Source organism: Kocuria cellulosilytica (assembly GCF_040981245.1).
Lineage (GTDB): Bacteria > Actinomycetota > Actinomycetes > Actinomycetales > Micrococcaceae > Kocuria > Kocuria cellulosilytica.
In genome coordinates this window covers 17803-35073 of sequence record NZ_JAVFWZ010000008.1, presented here as the reverse complement: position 1 = coordinate 35073, position 17271 = coordinate 17803, and the positions used below count along the sequence as shown (strand labels likewise).

The window sequence follows — 17271 nt, the reverse complement described above, 5'->3', positions numbered from 1 at the left end:
TGCTCCTGGGCAGGGGAAGAGGGGACGCCTGCCAGGGTACCGGGACGGCGGCCCACCCGAGCGGCCCCTGGTGTGCCGTCGGCCACTCGTGCATAGACTGACCGGACCGCACGCGCCTTCGACCCAGGAGTCCGCCATGAGTCCCGACCACGTCGGTTTCGCCCTGATTCTGCTGGCAGCGCTGTTCCTCGTGGGGAAGTGGTTGCGGGTCCGGGTGCGGTGGATCCAGAAGATCTTCCTGCCCAGCTCGATCATCGCGGGCTTCCTGGCCCTGCTGGCCGGTCCTCAGGTCCTGGGCCGGGTCGGTGAGGCCGCCGGCGTCGGCTGGCTCGCGGACGGGGGCGTCTTCACCCCGGAGATCCTCGAGATCTGGGCCACGCTGCCCAGCCTGCTCATCAGCGTGGTGTTCGCGACGCTCTTCCTCGGGGCGTCCATCCCCGGTCCCCGCCGCGTCGCCCGGCTCGCGGGCCCGCAGCTGTCGGTGGGTCTCGCCTTCGGCTCGGGCCAGTACGTCGTCGGCCTGCTGCTGGTGATCGCGGTGCTCGGCCCCCTGTTCGGGATCTCCCCCATGGCCGGGGCCCTCATCGAGATCGGCTTCGAGGGCGGCCACGGCACCGCGGCCGGGATGCGCCCGGTGATGGAGGAGCTCGGCTTCGAGGAGGGCGCGGACCTGGCCCTGGGCATGGCCACGATCGGCCTGGTGGGCGGCATCGTCATCGGGATCGCCGTCATCAACTGGGGCGTGCGCACCGGGCGCACCAAGGTGCTCAAGGGCAACGTGGAGCAGTCCGTCGAGGAGCAGAAGGGCCTCTACCGCCGGGACGAGAACATCCCCGCGGCCATGATGACCTCCCGGCCGGCCTCGATCGAGCCGCTGACCCTGCACGTGGCCGTCGTGGGGATCGCGATCCTCATCGGCTACCTCATGCTCACGGCCCTGCAGTGGGTCGAGCAGGCGCTGTGGGCGGACACCGTGGAGCTGCTCGCGTTCGTGCCCCTGTTCCCGCTCGCCATGCTGGGCGGCGTGGTGGTCCAGCTGGTGATGGACTGGCGGGGCATCGGCCACCTGCTGGACCACCAGATGATGCTGCGCATCCAGGGGCTCGCCCTCGACTTCCTGATCCTCGCCGCGATCGCGACCCTGTCCCTCACCGCGATCGCCGCGAACTGGGAGGTCTTCCTGGTCCTGTCCGTCGCGGGCGTCGTCTTCTGCACCGGCTTCCTGCTCCTGTTCGTGCCCAAGGTCATCCCCGACTACTGGCTCGAGCGCGGCATCGCGGACTTCGGCCAGTCCATGGGCGTGACCGCCACCGGCCTCATCCTCATGCGCATCGCCGATCCGCACGACGAGAGCCCGGCGATGGAGGCCTTCGGCTACAAGCAGCTGTTCTTCGAGCCGTTCTTCGGCGGCGGGCTGATCACCGCGGCCTCGGTGCCGCTGATCTACCAGTTCGGCCCGTGGCCCCTGTTCATCGCCATGTCGGTGCTGTTCGTGGTCGCCCTGTTCGGCGGCATGGCCTACCGCCGCCGGCTCGTGGCGACCGGATCCGCCGACGCCGTCCACGCCCGGCAGGCCTGAGCGGTCATGAGCGACGTCGTCGTCGCCACCGAGCACGGGCGGATGCCCGCCCACGTGGCGGTGCCCGACGGCCCGGGGCCCTGGCCCGGCGTGGTGCTCGTGCACGACTTCACCGGGATGAGCCAGGACCTGCGCCACCAGGCGGACTGGCTGGCGGGCGAGGGATTCCTGGCCGTCGCCCCGGACCTCTTCCACTGGGGCGGGCGGCTGCGCTGCCTGCGCACGATCATGAAGGACATCGGCGCCCGCCGGGGACGCACGTTCGACGACGTCGAGGCGGCCCGGTCCTGGCTCGCGGAACGCCCCGACTGCACCGGCCGGATCGGGGTGATCGGCTTCTGCATGGGCGGCGGCTACGCGCTCGCGCTGGCCGCGGAGCACGGCTTCTCGGCCGCGAGCACGAACTACGGCGGGTGCCCCGCGGGCGCCGAGCAGTGGCTCCCGAGCGCGTGCCCGATCGTGGGCAGCTACGGCGGGGCGGACACCACACCCCTGGGCGGGGACGCCGGCCGCCGCCTGGAGGGCATCCTCACGGAGCTCGGGTTGGAGCACGACATCAAGATCTATCCCGGCGTGGGCCACGGCTTCATGAACGACCACGACCCCGGGGACCTCTCCCCGGTGCTGCGGGTCCTCGGCCGGTTCAGCCGCACCGCCTACGACGACCCCGCCGCCCAGGACGCCCGGCGCCGGATCGCCGCGTTCTTCGACCGGCACCTGCGGGAGCGGTCCGGCCCGGACGTGGCGCAGAACACCGCCGGCTGAGCCCGCGGGGCGCCGGCGGGCCTGCGCGACACGGATGACGGCGTGCGACGGCGGAATTCATGACGTGGTGATGTTCACGCTCCCGGCCGGGACGCCCGTCACAGATCGCCGCCCTGCACGGGCGCGGACAACCCGTGCGGGTTGCCGGCCGGGAGAGGGTGTGACGAAGCTCAAGACGTCCGGGGCGTTTGTCAAATCGGCGCGTCCGCGCAGGTCGCCCGGGACGGTGCACCATGGAGGGGTACACAGACGAACACGTGATGGGAGGTGGCGACATGACCGCTGCTGAGAAGTGGATGACCGATCTGAGCGGGATCCAGCCCGGTGACCGGCTCGAGATCTGGGACGAGTTCTACGAGAGCTGCATCGGCACCGTGGGGCAGGTCTCGCACCCCCTGGGGGTCCTGTGGATCCTCGAGGCCGGCACCGGGGTCCGCCGGCTGTTCTCCTTCGAGGGGTGCCGCCTGCGCCCCGCGCCCCTGGCCCTCGCGGCCTGACCGGACACGGTCCACGACGCCCGACCGGGCCGGTTCCCACCGGCGCCCGGTCGGGCGTCGTCGTGCCCGGCCGGGGCCCGCACGGCAGGATGGACCCATGAGCATCCTCATCGGCCTGGACATCGGCGGCACCTCGACCCACGGCCTGCGGGCCGAGGACGGCCGCCCGGCGCGGGAGGCCGTCGGCGGCAGCGCCAACGTGCAGAACGTCAGCGCCGAGGAGGCCTCCCGCGCCCTGGCGGGCGTCCTCGGCGAGCTCGCGGCCTCCGACGCCGACGTGGTCGTGGCGGGGGCCGGGGGCGTCGACACGGCCGCGGACGCCGAGGCGCTGCGCGCGCTCATCGCCCCGCACACGGGCGCGGCGCGGATCGTCGTCGTGCACGACACCCGGCTGGTCCTGGCGGCCGGCGGGTGCAGCACCGGCATCGCGGTCATCGCCGGCACCGGCTCCGCCGCGTGGGGCACCACCCCGGACGGCCGGGAGGCCCGGGCCGGCGGCTGGGGGCACCTGCTGGGCGACGAGGGCAGCGGCTACTGGCTGGGCCGCGAGCTCGTCCGGCGTGCCCTCGCCCGGCTCGACGACGGGCTGCGCCCCGACGCCCTGGACCGCGCGGTGCTGGCGCACTGCGGGCTGACCGAGCCCGGCCTGCTCATCGAGCGCTTCCACGGCGGCGCGGACCGCGGGCACTGGGCCGGGCTCTCCCGGGTCGCCTTCGAGGCCGCGGCGCACGACGACGACGCCCTGCTGCTGGTGGACCGCGCGGCCGGGGCCCTGGCCGACCTCGCCGCCACCGTGTCCCGGCGGCTGGAGCTGACCGGACCCGTGGTGGTGGGCGGCGGCCTGGCGCGGCACCAGCCGCTGCTGCGCGAGCGGCTGCGGGAGGCGGCCGCGGCCCGCGGGCTGGGCGAGCTGCGGGTGCTCAAGCGCGATCCCGTGCACGGCGCCCCGGCCCTCGCGGCCCGCCGATGAGCGAGGGGCGCGGCGGAGCCCTACCCTGAACGGGTGACCACCCTCGCTCCCGCCCGCCGCCCCGGGCTGCGGCCGACCGTCTACGTGCTGGCCGCCGTCGTCTCCGTCCAGTTCGGCGGGGCCCTCGCCGCAGTGCTGGTGCCCCTGATCGGGGCCTCCGCCACGGTGACCATGCGGCTGCTCATCAGCGCCGCGATCATGCTGGCCGTCATCCGCCCGCGGCTGCGCGGCCGGTCCCGGCAGGCGTGGCGGTCCGGCCTGTTCTTCGGGGCGGCCCTGGCGGGCATGAACTTCGCGTTCTACCAGTCCCTGGCCACCCTCCCGCTGGGCGTGGCCGTGACCATCGAGTTCCTGGGCCCGCTCACCCTCTCGGCGGTGCTCTCCCGCCGCCCCCGGGACGTCCTCGCCGTGGTGGCGGCCCTGGCCGGGATCGTGCTCATCTCCGAGGCCCTCACCGTGCCGTGGGCGGAGCTGGACCTCGCCGGCATCGCCTGGGCGGCCCTGGCCGGGGCGGGCTGGGCCGCCTACATCCTGGGCAGCCGCTCCGCGGGCCGGCACTTCGACCGCCTGGACGGCCTGGCCGTGGCGCTGGTCGTGGCCGCGGTCCTGGTCACCCCCGTGGGCGTGCTCACCGCGCACGCCCCCGCCCTCACGTGGGCCGTGCTGGGCGCCGGGGCGGGGATCGCGATGCTCTCCTCGGTGGTCCCCTACTCCCTCGAGCTGCTGGCGCTGCGAGCCATCCCGCCCAAGGTCTTCGGGATCCTGCTGAGCCTGGAGCCCGCGGTCGCCGCCCTCGCCGGGCTGCTGGTGCTCGGCCAGGGGCTCACCGGCCCGCAGCTCGCGGGCATGGGCCTGGTGGTCGCCGCGAGCGCCGTGGTCATGGTCGGCGGCGGCACGCCCGAGCTCGGGACGGACCCCGCAGCGGACGCCGCGCTCGGGACGGACGCCGAGCCGGACGCCGGGCCGGACAGAAAATGATCAGCCCCCTGTTCAAAACCTGATCTCCCGTGATGGGATGGGCCCATGGAAGCCAACGAGATCATGGACCGCATCCGCTCCGCCCGCGACCACGCCCTGGAGCAGGAGCGCGAGGAGCGCAGCAACATCGCCTCCGCCGACACCGCGGACAAGCAGGGCGCCGCGAGCGTGCGCCTGGCCACCCGGCAGGCCGTGCGCGAGGCCTTCGACGACATCCTCGGCGAGAGCTCCGACCCCGAGCAGGACGGCTGAGCACCCGGGTGCCCGGACCCTCGGACCACGGCGCGCCCGCACGCGACGAGGAGGCCGCCCGGAGCGGACCGGCGGCCCGCACGGCCGTGGTCGGCGCGGGCATCGTGGGCCTCGCCGCCGCCCACGCCCTGCGCGCACGCGGCGCCGACGTCACCCTCTACGAGTCCGGGCCGCCCGGCGGCGGACAGTCCGCCGGACAGGGCCGGATCTTCCGGCACGCCCACGAGGACCCCCGGCTGGTGGCGCTGGTCGCCCGCAGCCGGGCCCTGTGGCGGGAGTGGGAGCAGGAGTTCGGCCTCGAGCTGATCTCCCCCGACGGCGCCGTGGCGATCGGGGACGGGGTCGAGGACAAGCTCCGCACCCTGGAGCCTTTCGCGGAGATCCCCGTGCGGCGCCTGGCGCCCGAGGAGCTGCACGAGCGGATGCCCCTCCTGGCCGGCTGGACGGGCCCGGCGATGCTCGACGTCGACGGCGGCGCCATCCGCACCCTCGCCGCCGTCGCGGCGCTGACGGACCGGCTCGAGGACGCGATGCTGCGCGAGCACGTGCTCTCGGTGCGGCGCACGGACGCCGGACCGGTGGAGGTGCGCACCGGGACCACGTGCGAGACCTACGACCACGTGGTGCTGTGCGCGGGCCGGGGCACCGCCCCGCTGGCCCATGGCGCCGGGTTCGATCTGCCCGTGGAGGTGGGCGCGCACGTCCGCCTCACCTTCGCGGTGACCCCCGGCGGGCCCGCCGACCGCGGTCTGCCGACCTTCCAGGACGGCAGCGGGGCCTTCGGGGAGACCGGCGTGTACGCCGCGCCGTACCCGGACGGCCGCCACTTCTCGGTGGGTCTCAGCGCCGACACCCCCTCCCGCCCGGACGGGGGTGTCGCCGATCCCGCTGCGCTCGCCGCCCTGGCCGACCGGACCGTGGCCTACGTGGAGCGCGCCCTGCCCGGGCTGGACCCGCGCCCGGTGGACCACGTGCACTGCTGGGTCACGCGGCTGCCGTGGGGCGACGACGGCGTGGGGATCTGGTCCGGGGACGGGCTCACCGCCCTGGCCGGGCACAACCTCTTCAAGCAGGCCCCGGCGCTCGGCGAGGCGCTGGCGGAGACCGCGCTGACCGGCACGGTCCCCGGGCACCTCCACCACGGGCAGCAGCTGGGCCGCTCGGCCGGCTGACACCGCCGGGCCACGCGGTGGTGGCCGCCGGCGCGGATCGGCGTAAGGTCACCGGAGGTGCCCCGCGAGCAGACGGGAGACGTCCGGTGCCGTTCATCCTGATCCGCCTGGTCCGCCGGCTCGGCCGCGTGCAGGCCTGGGGACTGCCGCTGCTGATCATCCTCACGGTGTTCCTGACCAGCTGGCCCCTGATGGCCTGGGCGGAGCCGCCCGAGAACACCATCACCGCCGCGGAGAACTACTGGTGGTGGTTCCTGGTCACCGCGTCCACCGTGGGCTACGGCGACTTCTTCCCCACCACGCTCGGCGGCCACCTGGTCGGCGTGTACGTCATCGTCGGCGGCATCGCCACGCTGACCACCGTCTTCACCAGGATCGCCACCGCGATCGAGACCGCGAAGGGACAGCGCATGAAGGGCCGGATCGAGCTCGACTCCTCGGACCACCTGGTGCTCCTCGGCTACACGCCCGGCCGCACGGAACGGCTCGTCGAGGAGCTCGCCGGGGACGGCACCGGGCCGATCGCGCTGTGCGCGTGGGAGGACGTGCCGCAGCACCCGATGCCCGAGCACGCCGGCGTCGAGTTCGTCCGCGGCGACCTCGCCGACGAGGCCGTGCTGCGCCGGGCGGGCCTGCACCGCGCGGCCCGCGTCCTCGTCGACGCCCGCGACGACAACGAGGCGCTCACGCTCACCGTGGCGGTCACGCACGTGCGCCCGGACGCCCACGTCGTCGTGACCCTGCGGGACATGGGCCGGGCCCGGAACTTCTCCTACGTCGACGACGACGTGCGGTGCGTGCAGTGGCACTCGCCGCGGCTGGCCACCGAGGAGCTGCAGGACCCGGGCATCGCCGCGGTCTACGCCGAGCTGATGACCCACGGCGGGCGGAACACCTACAGCGCCCGGCTGCCCGCGCGGCTGGCCGGCAGGGGGTTCGGGCGGGTCCAGGAGGCCCTGGGGCGCGGTTTCGGCGCCACCGTGCTCGCCGTCCAGCACCAGGGCGAGCTGCTCGACCCGAGCTGGGAGACCCCGCTGCCGGAGGGCTCCGTGCTGTACTACGTGGGCCGGCGCCGCCTCACGGCGGAGGAGATCGCCGACACCTGCTCGGCCTGAGGCCGGCGGCTGCTGCAACGCCCTGCCCGGCGGGCAGGACGCGACTCCGCCCGGTCCGGCCCCGGCGGTCGGGGCGCGGACCGGCGCGGAGCGCGGACGGAGACGGGGCTCAGGACTCCTTGGGGATGATGATCCACAGGGCGATGTAGACCAGCTCCCCCACGCCCACCAGGCCGAAGACGACGAAGCCCAGGCGCAGGAGGAACTTCGGCAGTCCGAAGCGGGCCGCGAGGGCCGCGCAGACGCCGGCGATGAGCTTGCCGTTGCGGGGGCGGACCAGTGCAGTTCTCATGTCCGGATTCTACCAACGGCCTCCGGGACACGCCCGGGCGCAGGGCCGTCCGGACGGGCGGTGCGGACGGCCCCGGACAGGCGTCAGAGGTCGACGACGCCCTTGTCGCCCTTGATGGTGTCGCCGGTGACCTTGGCCTTCACGAGGTTGGCCACCTGCGTGACCTTGCCGCCGCCGGGGGTGTCCCAGTACTCGGCGGAGCGGCCGGTGACCTCGATGAGGACGTTGTCCGGGTTCTCGGGCCCGCCCTCGAGCCAGGAGCCGGTGAAGCTGTCCCACAGCTCCTCGAGCTTCGCCTCGTCGTTGAGCACGAGCGCCGTCCCGGTCAGCGAGACCCAGGCGCCGTCCCCGGCGTAGGCGACGTTCACGGAGGGCCGCTGCTGCAGGTCCTGGACCTGGTCCGAGGTGCGCTCGGCGATGAAGTAGACGGTGCCGTCGAAGTCCACGTCCTGCGTGGCCATCGGCTTGGAGATCAGGTTCCCGTGCTCGTCCGCGTGGGTGAGCATGGCGATCCGGGTGTTCTTGATGAGCTCGCGCACCTTGGCGGTGCCGTCGTCCTGGTCGGTCATGGGGAGGTCCCTTCTCTGTTCGGCAACTGGGCTGGTCGAGAACCGGGCCGGCCGACCTGAACCGGTCGACGTCCGCACTGCGGACCGCGGCACGGAGGGCCAGTCTACGAACACCGGGCGCGTCGCACGAGGGGGGGGGGTGTCCTGGCGGTCGGTCACCGCTAGGTTGGAGCTGACACCGCCCCGAGGTCAGCTCCTCCCGGAAGGACCGCCCCATGCAGCAGCTCTCCGCCGTCGCCCTCGTCTGCACCCTGACCCCCTCGCCGAAGCCCTCGAGCAGCGAGCTGATGGCCCGGCACGTGCTGGACCAGCTCGAGCAGCACGGGGTGCGCACCTCCTCGGTCCGGGTGGTCGACCACGACGTGAAGCCGGGCGTGCAGGTGGACATGGGCGCCGGCGACGAGTGGCCGGCGCTGCGGCAGCAGGTCCTGGACGCCGACATCCTGGTGCTCGCGACCCCCATCTGGATGGGCCACCCCTGCAGCATCGCCCAGCGGGTGCTCGAGCGCCTCGACGCGGACCTCGCCGAGACCGACGAGCAGGGCCGGCCCATCATGTACGACCGGACCGCGATCGTGGCCGTGGTGGGCAACGAGGACGGCGCCCACAAGACGATCGCCGACATGACGCAGGCCCTGAGCGACATCGGGTTCACCGTTCCGGCGCAGGCCGGGACGTACTGGGTGGGCGAGGCCATGCAGTCCGTGGACTACCAGGACCTCGACCAGGTGCCGGAGAAGGTCGCGGCCACCACGGCCGGGGCCGCCCGCAACGCCGCGCACCTGGCGCGGCTGCTGCGCGCCGAGCCGTACCCGGTGGCCTGAGACCGGCTCCGGGGCCTACCGGTCGCCCGGGGTCTCGGACGCGGCCGGGACCACCGCGTTCCTCGCGGTGCTGACGGGCAGGTTCACGGGGCACGCCATCTGCCCGGCGAGGCGGTGGACCACGGCGAACGCGCTCAGGGCCAGGGCCAGCACCCCCAGCCACGGCTGCACGGGCGCGAACCAGGTCATGGCCCCGGTGGATCCCAGGGCCAGGAGCGCGATCTTGTTGCAGACCGGGCAGCCCACGGCGAACCAGGCGGCGAACGTGCCGGCCGCGCCCAGCCGGGCGCTGCGGCGCTCGCCGGACTCGACGGCACGGGCCACGGTGGCCGCGGCGACGTCGTCGTCGGGCAGGGGGGTCCCGCCGGCGACGGGCGAGACGTAGGAGGCCACGAGGACACCGGTGAGCGCCGAGGTGGCGAGCCAGACGGGGTAGTTCCACCACACCGGCGGGATCTCGCGGCTGAAGACGCTGTTGGGGATGAGCACGGTGGCCAGGCCCAGGACCAGGGCGGTGGCGAGGCCCGTGAGCACGGCCACGCCCCACTGGCGCGGGCCCCACAGTCGGAGAGCCTGGGCGGCGGGGCGGAGGCGCTGCGTCATGGGCGGGGAGCCTTTCGATCGGACGGGGGGTTCCCCCCACTGTGTCGTGGATCGCGGTCCCGCACCAGCGCGGGGACCAGCCGCACCAGCAGCACCATCCCCACGAGCTCGACCAGGGTCTGGGTGACGACGACGAACGGCGTGAGCGCGAGCCGCTCCGGCAGCGCCAGGGCCAGGGGCAGCACCACGAGGGAGTTGCGGGTGGCCCCGCCGAAGACCAGGGCCCGGGAGGACGGCACGTCCAGGCGGGCCAGCCGGGCGGCGAGGACCCCGAGCGGGACCATGAGCAGCAGGAAACCGGCGTAGATCGGCACGACCGCCGCGAGGCCGGCCAGCTGCTCCCCCACCCCGCGCACCTGCGAGGCGATCACCGTGAACAGGGTGAGGGCCATCAGCGGCACCATGGCGGCGGTCGTCGCGGACCCCACCCGCCGGGCCGTGGCGGAGCGGGACGCCGCCCGCTGCACGAGCGCGGCCGCGGCGAGGGGCAGCAGGATCAGGAGCACGAACGCCTCCGCGAAGGGGCCGAGCTCCACGGGGGCGACCGCCTCCGGGCCGGCGAGGAGCAGCAGGTAGGCCGGCAGGAGCAGCATCTGCGCGAGCATCAGCAGCGGGGCCGCCGCCAGCAGCCGGCCGGCCGCACCGCCGGCGAGACCGGTGAAGACGATGACGTAGTCCACGCAAGGAGCCAGCAGCACCAGCAGCACGCCCAGCAGCAGCGCCTCGTCCCCCGCGACCGCCCGGGACAGCCCGAGGACCACCACCGGGACCACCACGAAGTTGAGCACCAGCAGCGCCGCCAGGAAACGCAGGTCCGCGAAGGCGCGGCCCAGCGACGCGAACGGGACGGCCAGGAACGTGGCGAACAGCAGCAGCCCCAGGACCGGGGTGATGGCCGGGGCGAGCACCGGCGCACCGGGCACCGTCCAGCCCACGAGGACCGCGGCCGCGATGGCGGCCAGGTACACGGCCACCTGGTGGCGCTCCGCCCACCCGGCGGCCGTCGACGCGTTCACCCGCCCCAGCCTAGGGGCAGGGCTCCGCCGGCCACCGCTCGAGCGGCACCGCCGGCTCCCTGCCGCCCCCGCCCGGGACCCCGAGGAGAGGTCGCCACGGGAGGACAGGAGAAAGGGGCGGGACGGCCCCCCAGCCGTTCCCGCCCCTCTGTTCTCCGCCTCAGGACGGACGCCCACCCACGGTGGCGGATCCCCCCGGATCCGTTGTGCCGCCCGCCTGTCCCAGAGCTCGAGGGGTCATGGAAATCGCCCTCTCACCAGGAGCGTCGCTCATCCCGCCCCTCGAGGCAAGGCCTCCGGGGTTCCGGGCATTCACAAAAGGAAGCAAACGTGTGTGATCGCGAACACATGGGCGCCCGCTGACGCGGTCCGGCGCCGGCCCCGGACCCTGCTCAGCTCTCGCGGTAGCCTCGAGGTCGGGCGAACGGCACGAGCGGCGCTGTCGGCTCTTTCGACCCCGTGCACCGATGGGCAGTCCGGCCGGGCGCGGCGCACCCCGCTGCCGCAGCGGCACCGGGGCGCGCCGCAGAACCAGGAGGCATTCATGACACTTTCCGCGGGCCACCGGATCGGCCTGGCCGGAGCGGCGGTGGTCGGGGTCGCCTTCGGCATGGCCCGGTACGCCTACGGCCTGACGCTGCCCGGCATCCGGGAGGACCTGGGGCTCTCCGAGCTGGTGCTCGGCCTGGTCTCCAGTGCCACGTTCGCCGGCTACCTGGCCGGGCTGCTGCTCGCAGGACGGCTCGCCGCTCGGCACGGTTCGCGCGCTCCGACGACCGTGGGCGGGGCCTGCGGCACCGCGGGGGCGGTGATCGTGACCTTCGCGCAGTCGCCCTGGCTGCTCGCCGTCGGGGTCGTCCTGGCCGGCAGCGCCGGCGGCTGGGTCTGGGCGCCCTACTCCGACATCGTGACCCGTGCGGTGCCCCTGCGGCAGCAGCCCAGAGCCCTGGCGATCATCACGACCGGCACCAGCGGTGGGCTGCTGCTGCTGGGCGGGCTGGCCGTGACGGCCGCGCTGGGCTCCTGGCGCCTGGTCTGGGCCGGCATCGCCCTCGCCGCGGTGGCCGCCGCGGTCGTGAACCTCCGCCTGGTGCCGCGCACCAGGCCGGCCCCGCGCCCGGAGGGACAGCTCGGCGCCTCCTCCCTGGTCACCGCGCTGCGCGTCCCGGGCGCCTACTCCGTCGTCTACTTCGCGGTCGTCGTCATCTACTTCACCTACGCCGCCGACGCCCTCGGCAGCGGCACCCTTCCGGCGGCGGCCGTCCCCGCCCTCTACGCGGTCATCGGCCTGACCGGCATGGTGGGCGTGACGACCGGGGCCCTCGCGCAGCGGATGGGCAGCGGGCGGGTGGCCGCGCTGAGTCTCGTGACGGTCGCCGCGGCGCTGGCGCTGCTCGGGCTGGCCAGCAGCTCCCTGCTCGCGACGATGGCCTCGGCGTGCATCTTCGGTGTCGGGTACATGACCGGGTCGGCGGTGCTCGCCGTCTGGACCGCCGAGCTGGTGCCCGAGCGCGCCGGGGCGGCGTTCACGGCCTGCCTGGTCGTGGGGGCCTTCAGCTCGGTCGCCGCACCGGCCGTCGCCGGCGCCGTCATCCCCGGCCTGGGCCTGGGGACCCTGCTCGTGCTCACCGCCGCGGTGGCACTGCTCAGCGGAGCGGCGCTCCTGCTGCACGGGAGCTCCCGGAGGGCGGCCGTCGGCGAGACCGGCCCGTGAGCACCGGGGCCCTGCCCGTCGCCGGCGGAGGGTCCCACCCAGGGCGGCTCCGTCCACGAGGTCCCGCAGCCGGTCGAGCCGAGCCGGTCCCGCAGACCACGGACCCCGGACTCCTCGACCACGGCTTTCGCGGGCCGGCCCACGGTCGACGTCAGCGAGCTCTTCCGGACGGCGCCGTGCTGGGTGACGGGTCGGCGGACCGGGCCGTGCCGTGTCCGCGGAGCACGACCGGCAGTGCTGCAGCCGCCAGGAGCGCCAGCAGGACCAGCGGCATCCAGGGCGTGCCGGGCCACCACTGGTGCTGCTCGGTGAGGTCGAGCAGCCGGCCGAGCACGGCGTTGCCGGTCAGCACGGCGACACCGCCGCAGGTGGCGACCAGCCCGTAGTAGGCGCCCCGCCCCGAGGACGGCCCCTGCGCGGGGACGAACGAGGGGATCAGGGACAGGATCGTGGGGGTCAGGAGCATGTGGCCGAGAATCAGGACGGCGACGACGCCCAGCAGCGGCACCAGGGAGCCGTCCGGGGCCCCGGGGTGCATCGAGGTCACTGCCGCGCCGGTGAACGCACCGGCTTCCAGCACGAAGCCGGCCGCCAGGGCGCGGCCGGGGCCCATGCGCTGGCCGGCGGCGGAGACAGGCAGCTGCAGCAGCAGGGTCAGGACCGAGGCCAGGAGGAACAGCGCGCCGAGCCAGGCGCCGTCGAGACCTCGTCGGCTCAGCTCGACGGGGACGGCGAAGTAGAGCTGGTGGTAGGCCAGCATGTTCATGCCGGCCAGTGCGCAGAACAGCACGAAGCGCCGGTCGCGCAGGCAGGCCCACCGGGAGCCGGCCGCAGCGGGTGCCGCGGCGGGCACCGCACCGCCGTGGTCGGGCGGCAGGCGGTCCGGTCCGGCCGGGAGCAGGTACCAGAGCAGCACCGTGACCGCAGCGAACACGCCGATCCCCAGGGACAGGGCCGCGTCGAGCCCCCACCCCAGGAGGATCGATCCGAGGACCGGCCCCAGGACGGCCCCGATCTCCCCGGTGATCGCCAACCACACGAACACCGACCGCCGGCGTCCCCGTCCGCGGCTCGGCGCTCCCGTCCCGGCCGGCTGATCGGCGTGGGAGAGCCGTGCCTCCAGGGCCGGTGAGAAGAGGGCGCCACCGGCACCGGTGAGAACCGCGCCGAGCAGGAACAGGGAGAAGTCGGACGCCGCCGCCAGCGTGGCGTAGCCGACGATGCGCACGAGACAGCCGGTGAGGATGGCCCGGCGGGCACCCCACCGGTCGGCCAGCATCCCGCCGAGCAGGAACATGCCCTGTTGGCTGAAGGTCCGGGCGCCCAGCACCAGTCCGATGGCTGCGGCGTCCAGGCCGTACTCGGTGCTCATGGCTCCGGCCAGGAACGGCACGACAGCGTAGAAGCCGATGTTGAACACCAGCTGGGCACCCAGCAGGGTGCGGGTCTCGGTCCGGTGGTCACCGAAGGGCATCGAGGTGCTCCTGCGGCAGGGGGTGCGTGTCCAGGATCGCGCACACCTGGGGCAGTGCCGCTGCCACCAGCTGCCTGCTGTGCTCGTGGCACGGGTGCGCGAAGAGCTGGGAGGTCTCCGCGAGCTCGACCAGGCGGCCCCGGAAGAGCACAGCGACCCGGTGGCTCATGTAGCGCACCACGCTCAGATCGTGGGAGATCATCACCAGGGTCAGGCGCCGGTCCCGGTGCAGGCGCAGCAGCAGATCCAGGACGGTGCGCTGGGTCACCGCGTCCAGGGCCGAGGTGGCCTCGTCGCAGATCAGCACCGCCGGTTCCAGCAGCAGGGCTCTGGCGATGGTGAGCCGCTGCAGCTGTCCTCCGGAGCACTGGCCGGGATGCCTGTCGAGCAGTCCGGGGTCCAGCCCGACCTCCCGCACGACCCCGTGGAGGCGTTTCCGCCGCTGCTCGGGCGTGCTGTTCCGCTCGCGCAGCAGAGGCGCCTCCAGACTGGTGCGCAGCCGCATGCGGGGGTCGAAGGAGTCGTGCGGGTCCTGGAAGACGAGCTGCATGTGCGAGGCCGCCGCGCCGGTGCCACCGCGGTCGGCGTCCTGGGTGCTGGTGACCCGCCCGCCGTCCGGTGTCTCGAGTCCGACGATCAGCCGTGCGAGGGTGCTCTTGCCGGAGCCCGACTGCCCCAGCACCCCGAGGATCTCGCCCTCCCGCAGTTCGAGGGACACCTCGTCCACGGCCGGACGGGTCGCCCGCCGCTTCGGCTCGAAGCGCTTGGTGAGGTGGTCCAGCACCACGACGGGGCGCGTCCCGCCGATGGCGGGCGGGGTGCCGGTGGGCGTGAGGGCCGCTGCGTCCAGGAGGGCCTTCGTGCACGGGCTCCGCGGATCGTTGAGCACGGTGCCGGCCGGCCCGGACTCCTGCACGCGTCCGGCGTCCATCACCACGACCCGGTCGGCGTAGGCGGAGACGGTGGCCAGGTTGTGGGTGATGTAGAGGACCCCCAGTCCGCGGTCGCGTCGTTCGCGGTCGACGAGCTCCAGGACCTGCCGTTCGAGCACCGTGTCCAGGGCCGAGGTCGGCTCGTCGGCCAGGAGCAGCTCCGGATGGCCGGCCAGCGCCAGGGCCATCATGGCTCGTTGGGCCATGCCCCCGGAGAGCTGGTGCGGATGCGCCCCGGCGCACCACCGGGGATCCTCGAACCCCACTTCGGCCAGCAGTTCCAGCGCCCGTGCACGAGCTCGCGCACCGCGGAGCCCGGCGTGGAGCTTCAGCGGCTCCCGCAGGTGGTCACCGACGGTCCGGCGCGGGTTGAACATCCGCCTGGGCTGCTGGTGGAGCATGCCGATCCGGCCGCCGCGCACGCGGTTCAGCTCCGCCTCACCGGCCCGGGTGAGGTCTGCCCCGCCCAGCCGGATCGTCCCGGCGTCCCGGTGCACCTGCGGGGGCAGCAGACCCAGGACGGACATGGCCGTCAGGGTCTTGCCCGATCCGGAGGCGCCCACCAGGGCCACGAACTCCCCCGGGGCCACCGTGAGGTCGATCCCGGACAGGATCGGGCGGACGCCGGCGCCGTCCGCGGGCGCGGTGCTGGAGCGGCGCGCGGGCACGGGCGCCCGGTGGCTGACGTGCAGGTCCTCGACGACCAGGCCCTCAGGCATGCGGGGCCGCCTCCGATGAGGTCGGGGCCAGCAGCATGCGGGTGCTGCTCGTGCGTGCCAGGCGCTGTCCGAGGAAGGTCACGCACAGGGCAACGGTGAAGACCACGAGGCCCGGGGCCAGGATCGCCGCCGGCGCCCGGTCGGCGTAGGGCTGGGCCGCGGCCAGCATCGATCCCCAGTCGGACTGCGGCGGCTGCACCCCCAGCCCCAGGTAGGACAGGGCTCCGACGGTGATCAGGAACTGCCCGAACCGCAGCGCGGCCTGCCCCAGCAAGGGGCCGGCCAGGTGCGGCAGGATGTGCCGGAAGACGATGAAGGACGTCGAGCACCCCAGCACACGGGCGGCCTCGATGAATCCTCGGGCCGAGACGTCGTAGGCCAGGGCGCGGGCCAGCCGGGCGAAGGGCGTCCAGCCGGTCACGGTCAGGGCCAGCACCAGGGACAGAAAACCGGGACCCAGCACGGCGACCAGGAACAGGGCCACCACCATCTCCGGCAGCGCCAGCAGGACGTCGTTGGTGCGGGTGAACAGCTCGTCGAGCCAGCCCCGGCGGCGGGCACTGACCACGCCGATTCCCGTGCCGATCACACCGGTCAGCACCGTGGCCAGGGTCGCGATCACCAGCGAGAACCGGCCGCCGTCCAGCAGCCGGCTCAGGGTGTCCCGGCCCAGGTGGTCCGTGCCCAGCCAGTGCGCCGGGCCGGGCGGGGCCAGCCTGGCCGTGAGGTCCTGGTGAGCGGGCGGGTACGGTGCGATCCAGGGCGAGGCCGCCACGGACACCACGATGAGCGCCAGCACCGCGATGGCAGCCCAGGCGAGCACCGGCCGCTCACGCACGGTGCCCCCTGAGCCGAGGGTTGAGGAGCCCGTGGACCAGGTCCGCCGCGGTGGTCAGGACGACGGCCAGTCCCACCACGACGACCACACCGCCCTGCGCGAGAGGGATGTCGCTGTTGAGCACGGCGTCGTACAGCAGCCGCCCCATGCCGGGGATCGCGAAGATGACCTCGACGATGACGGAGCCCCCCAGCAGGCCGGCGAACCACACGGCCACCAGGGTGGTCAGCGGCAGCAGGCCGTTGGGTATGACATGCTTCCCGACGGTGCGGACATGGCTGAGCCCCCGAGCCCGGGCGGCGACGACGTGCTCGGCACCCAGCGCATCGAGCATCCCCTCACGCACGGCCGAGGTGAAGTAGCTGATCGGGCGCAGGGCCAGGACGGTCACGGGCAGCACTGCGGACGCCGGGCCCTCCCACCCGGCCGAGGGCAGCAGGGACAGTTTCAGGGCGAGGACGAGAACCAGCATCGGCGCCAGCCAGTACTCGGGCATCGCGATGAAGGCCTGGGTGACCGTGGTGATCACCCGGTCGGCCGGGCGTCCCTCCTGCAGAGCGGCGAGGATCCCCAGCACCACGGACACCGCGGCGGCCACCGCCAGGGTCAGGACCACCAGGCTCAGCGTGATCCACAGGGCGGGCAGCACCTGGTCGATCACCGGGGTGCGGCCGGCGTAGGACAGGCCCATGTCCCCGCCGGCGAGCCGGCCCAGCCAGCGCAGGTACTGCACCGCCAGGGGGTCCTGGAGTCCCAGCTCGAGCGCCAGTTCCTGGGCGACGGTGTCGTCGATCACCTCTCCGGCCACCCGTGACCGGATGATCTTGCGCACCGGGTCCCCGGGAGTCACGTAGGGGATGAGAAAGACCACGAAGGACGCCAGCAGGACGGTGACCCCCAGGGTCGCCGTCCTCCTGGCCAGGAACGCCGTCACCGACGACCTCGCGCTCTCGGGGCTCCGC

At 74.1% G+C, this 17271-nt stretch carries 18 protein-coding genes; 10 read left to right on the top strand and 8 right to left on the bottom strand.

Annotated features, from left to right (window positions below):
• Nucleotides 1-136: 136 nt before the first annotated feature.
• From RCG67_RS12375 to RCG67_RS12340, 8 genes are all read left to right on the top strand, one after another.
• Nucleotides 137-1579: a sodium/glutamate symporter gene (locus RCG67_RS12375; RefSeq protein ID WP_368826621.1), complete on the top strand. Its 1443-nt coding sequence runs from the start codon at nucleotides 137-139 to the stop codon at nucleotides 1577-1579.
• Between the two features lie 6 nt (nucleotides 1580-1585).
• Nucleotides 1586-2344, top strand: a complete 759-nt coding sequence (locus tag RCG67_RS12370; protein WP_368826619.1) for a dienelactone hydrolase family protein — start codon at nucleotides 1586-1588, stop codon at nucleotides 2342-2344.
• A gap of 275 nt (nucleotides 2345-2619) precedes the next feature.
• Nucleotides 2620-2841 carry a hypothetical protein gene (locus RCG67_RS12365; RefSeq protein WP_368826618.1) on the top strand — a complete coding sequence of 74 codons (222 nt, stop codon included), beginning with the start codon at nucleotides 2620-2622 and terminating at the stop codon, nucleotides 2839-2841.
• Nucleotides 2842-2938: 97 nt separating this feature from the next.
• Nucleotides 2939-3811: an N-acetylglucosamine kinase gene (locus RCG67_RS12360; RefSeq protein ID WP_368826616.1), complete on the top strand. Its 873-nt coding sequence runs from the start codon at nucleotides 2939-2941 to the stop codon at nucleotides 3809-3811.
• 33 nt (nucleotides 3812-3844) lie between these two features.
• Nucleotides 3845-4789 carry an EamA family transporter gene (locus RCG67_RS12355; protein ID WP_368826614.1) on the top strand — a complete coding sequence of 315 codons (945 nt, stop codon included), beginning with the start codon at nucleotides 3845-3847 and terminating at the stop codon, nucleotides 4787-4789.
• 45 nt (nucleotides 4790-4834) lie between these two features.
• Nucleotides 4835-5041, top strand: coding sequence for a hypothetical protein (locus RCG67_RS12350; RefSeq protein ID WP_058874083.1), 207 nt, complete (start codon nucleotides 4835-4837; stop codon nucleotides 5039-5041).
• A gap of 8 nt (nucleotides 5042-5049) precedes the next feature.
• Nucleotides 5050-6213, top strand: a complete 1164-nt coding sequence (locus RCG67_RS12345) for an NAD(P)/FAD-dependent oxidoreductase (RefSeq protein ID WP_368826612.1) — start codon at nucleotides 5050-5052, stop codon at nucleotides 6211-6213.
• Nucleotides 6214-6299: 86 nt separating this feature from the next.
• On the top strand, nucleotides 6300-7328 hold the full coding sequence (locus tag RCG67_RS12340; RefSeq protein ID WP_497801006.1) for an ion channel: 1029 nt from the start codon (nucleotides 6300-6302) through the stop codon (nucleotides 7326-7328).
• A 109-nt stretch (nucleotides 7329-7437) separates the two neighbouring features.
• Here the strand turns inward: RCG67_RS12340 and RCG67_RS12335 are convergent, their stop codons facing one another.
• The gene (locus RCG67_RS12335; RefSeq protein ID WP_368826609.1) at nucleotides 7438-7620 is read right to left on the bottom strand and encodes a PspC domain-containing protein; all 183 of its coding nucleotides are present in this window, start codon (nucleotides 7618-7620) and stop codon (nucleotides 7438-7440) included.
• A gap of 83 nt (nucleotides 7621-7703) precedes the next feature.
• A complete protein-coding gene (locus RCG67_RS12330; RefSeq protein ID WP_368826608.1) occupies nucleotides 7704-8189 on the bottom strand; it encodes a pyridoxamine 5'-phosphate oxidase family protein in 486 nt (161 codons plus the stop codon).
• 215 nt (nucleotides 8190-8404) lie between these two features.
• Between RCG67_RS12330 and RCG67_RS12325 the strand changes: the two genes are divergently transcribed.
• The gene (locus RCG67_RS12325; protein ID WP_368826607.1) at nucleotides 8405-9013 is read left to right on the top strand and encodes a flavodoxin family protein; all 609 of its coding nucleotides are present in this window, start codon (nucleotides 8405-8407) and stop codon (nucleotides 9011-9013) included.
• 15 nt (nucleotides 9014-9028) lie between these two features.
• On the opposite strand, the gene RCG67_RS12320 is transcribed toward RCG67_RS12325, so the two are convergent.
• Together RCG67_RS12320 and RCG67_RS12315 are read right to left on the bottom strand one after the other, a co-directional pair.
• Nucleotides 9029-9616, bottom strand: coding sequence for a hypothetical protein (locus RCG67_RS12320; protein ID WP_368826605.1), 588 nt, complete (start codon nucleotides 9614-9616; stop codon nucleotides 9029-9031).
• Nucleotides 9613-10632 carry a bile acid:sodium symporter gene (locus RCG67_RS12315; RefSeq protein ID WP_368826604.1) on the bottom strand — a complete coding sequence of 340 codons (1020 nt, stop codon included), beginning with the start codon at nucleotides 10630-10632 and terminating at the stop codon, nucleotides 9613-9615. Before RCG67_RS12315 ends, RCG67_RS12320 begins: the two co-directional genes overlap by 4 nt.
• A gap of 544 nt (nucleotides 10633-11176) precedes the next feature.
• On the opposite strand from RCG67_RS12315, the gene RCG67_RS12310 reads away from it, so the two are divergent.
• On the top strand, nucleotides 11177-12346 hold the full coding sequence (locus RCG67_RS12310; RefSeq protein WP_368826603.1) for an MFS transporter: 1170 nt from the start codon (nucleotides 11177-11179) through the stop codon (nucleotides 12344-12346).
• Nucleotides 12347-12497: 151 nt separating this feature from the next.
• On the opposite strand, the gene RCG67_RS12305 is transcribed toward RCG67_RS12310, so the two are convergent.
• The 4 genes from RCG67_RS12305 to RCG67_RS12290 are packed head-to-tail and all read right to left on the bottom strand — an operon-like array spanning nucleotide 12498 to nucleotide 17243.
• A complete protein-coding gene (locus RCG67_RS12305; protein WP_368826602.1) occupies nucleotides 12498-13820 on the bottom strand; it encodes an MFS transporter in 1323 nt (440 codons plus the stop codon).
• Nucleotides 13807-15471, bottom strand: coding sequence for an ATP-binding cassette domain-containing protein (locus tag RCG67_RS12300; protein WP_368826600.1), 1665 nt, complete (start codon nucleotides 15469-15471; stop codon nucleotides 13807-13809). The genes RCG67_RS12305 and RCG67_RS12300 overlap by 14 nt, the downstream gene beginning before the upstream one ends.
• Nucleotides 15464-16309 (bottom strand): ABC transporter permease, encoded by an 846-nt coding sequence (locus tag RCG67_RS12295; RefSeq protein WP_368826599.1) that lies wholly within the window; start codon nucleotides 16307-16309, stop codon nucleotides 15464-15466. Before RCG67_RS12295 ends, RCG67_RS12300 begins: the two co-directional genes overlap by 8 nt.
• Nucleotides 16302-17243, bottom strand: coding sequence for an ABC transporter permease (locus RCG67_RS12290; RefSeq protein WP_368826598.1), 942 nt, complete (start codon nucleotides 17241-17243; stop codon nucleotides 16302-16304). The genes RCG67_RS12295 and RCG67_RS12290 overlap by 8 nt, the downstream gene beginning before the upstream one ends.
• Nucleotides 17244-17271: the final 28 nt, after the last annotated feature.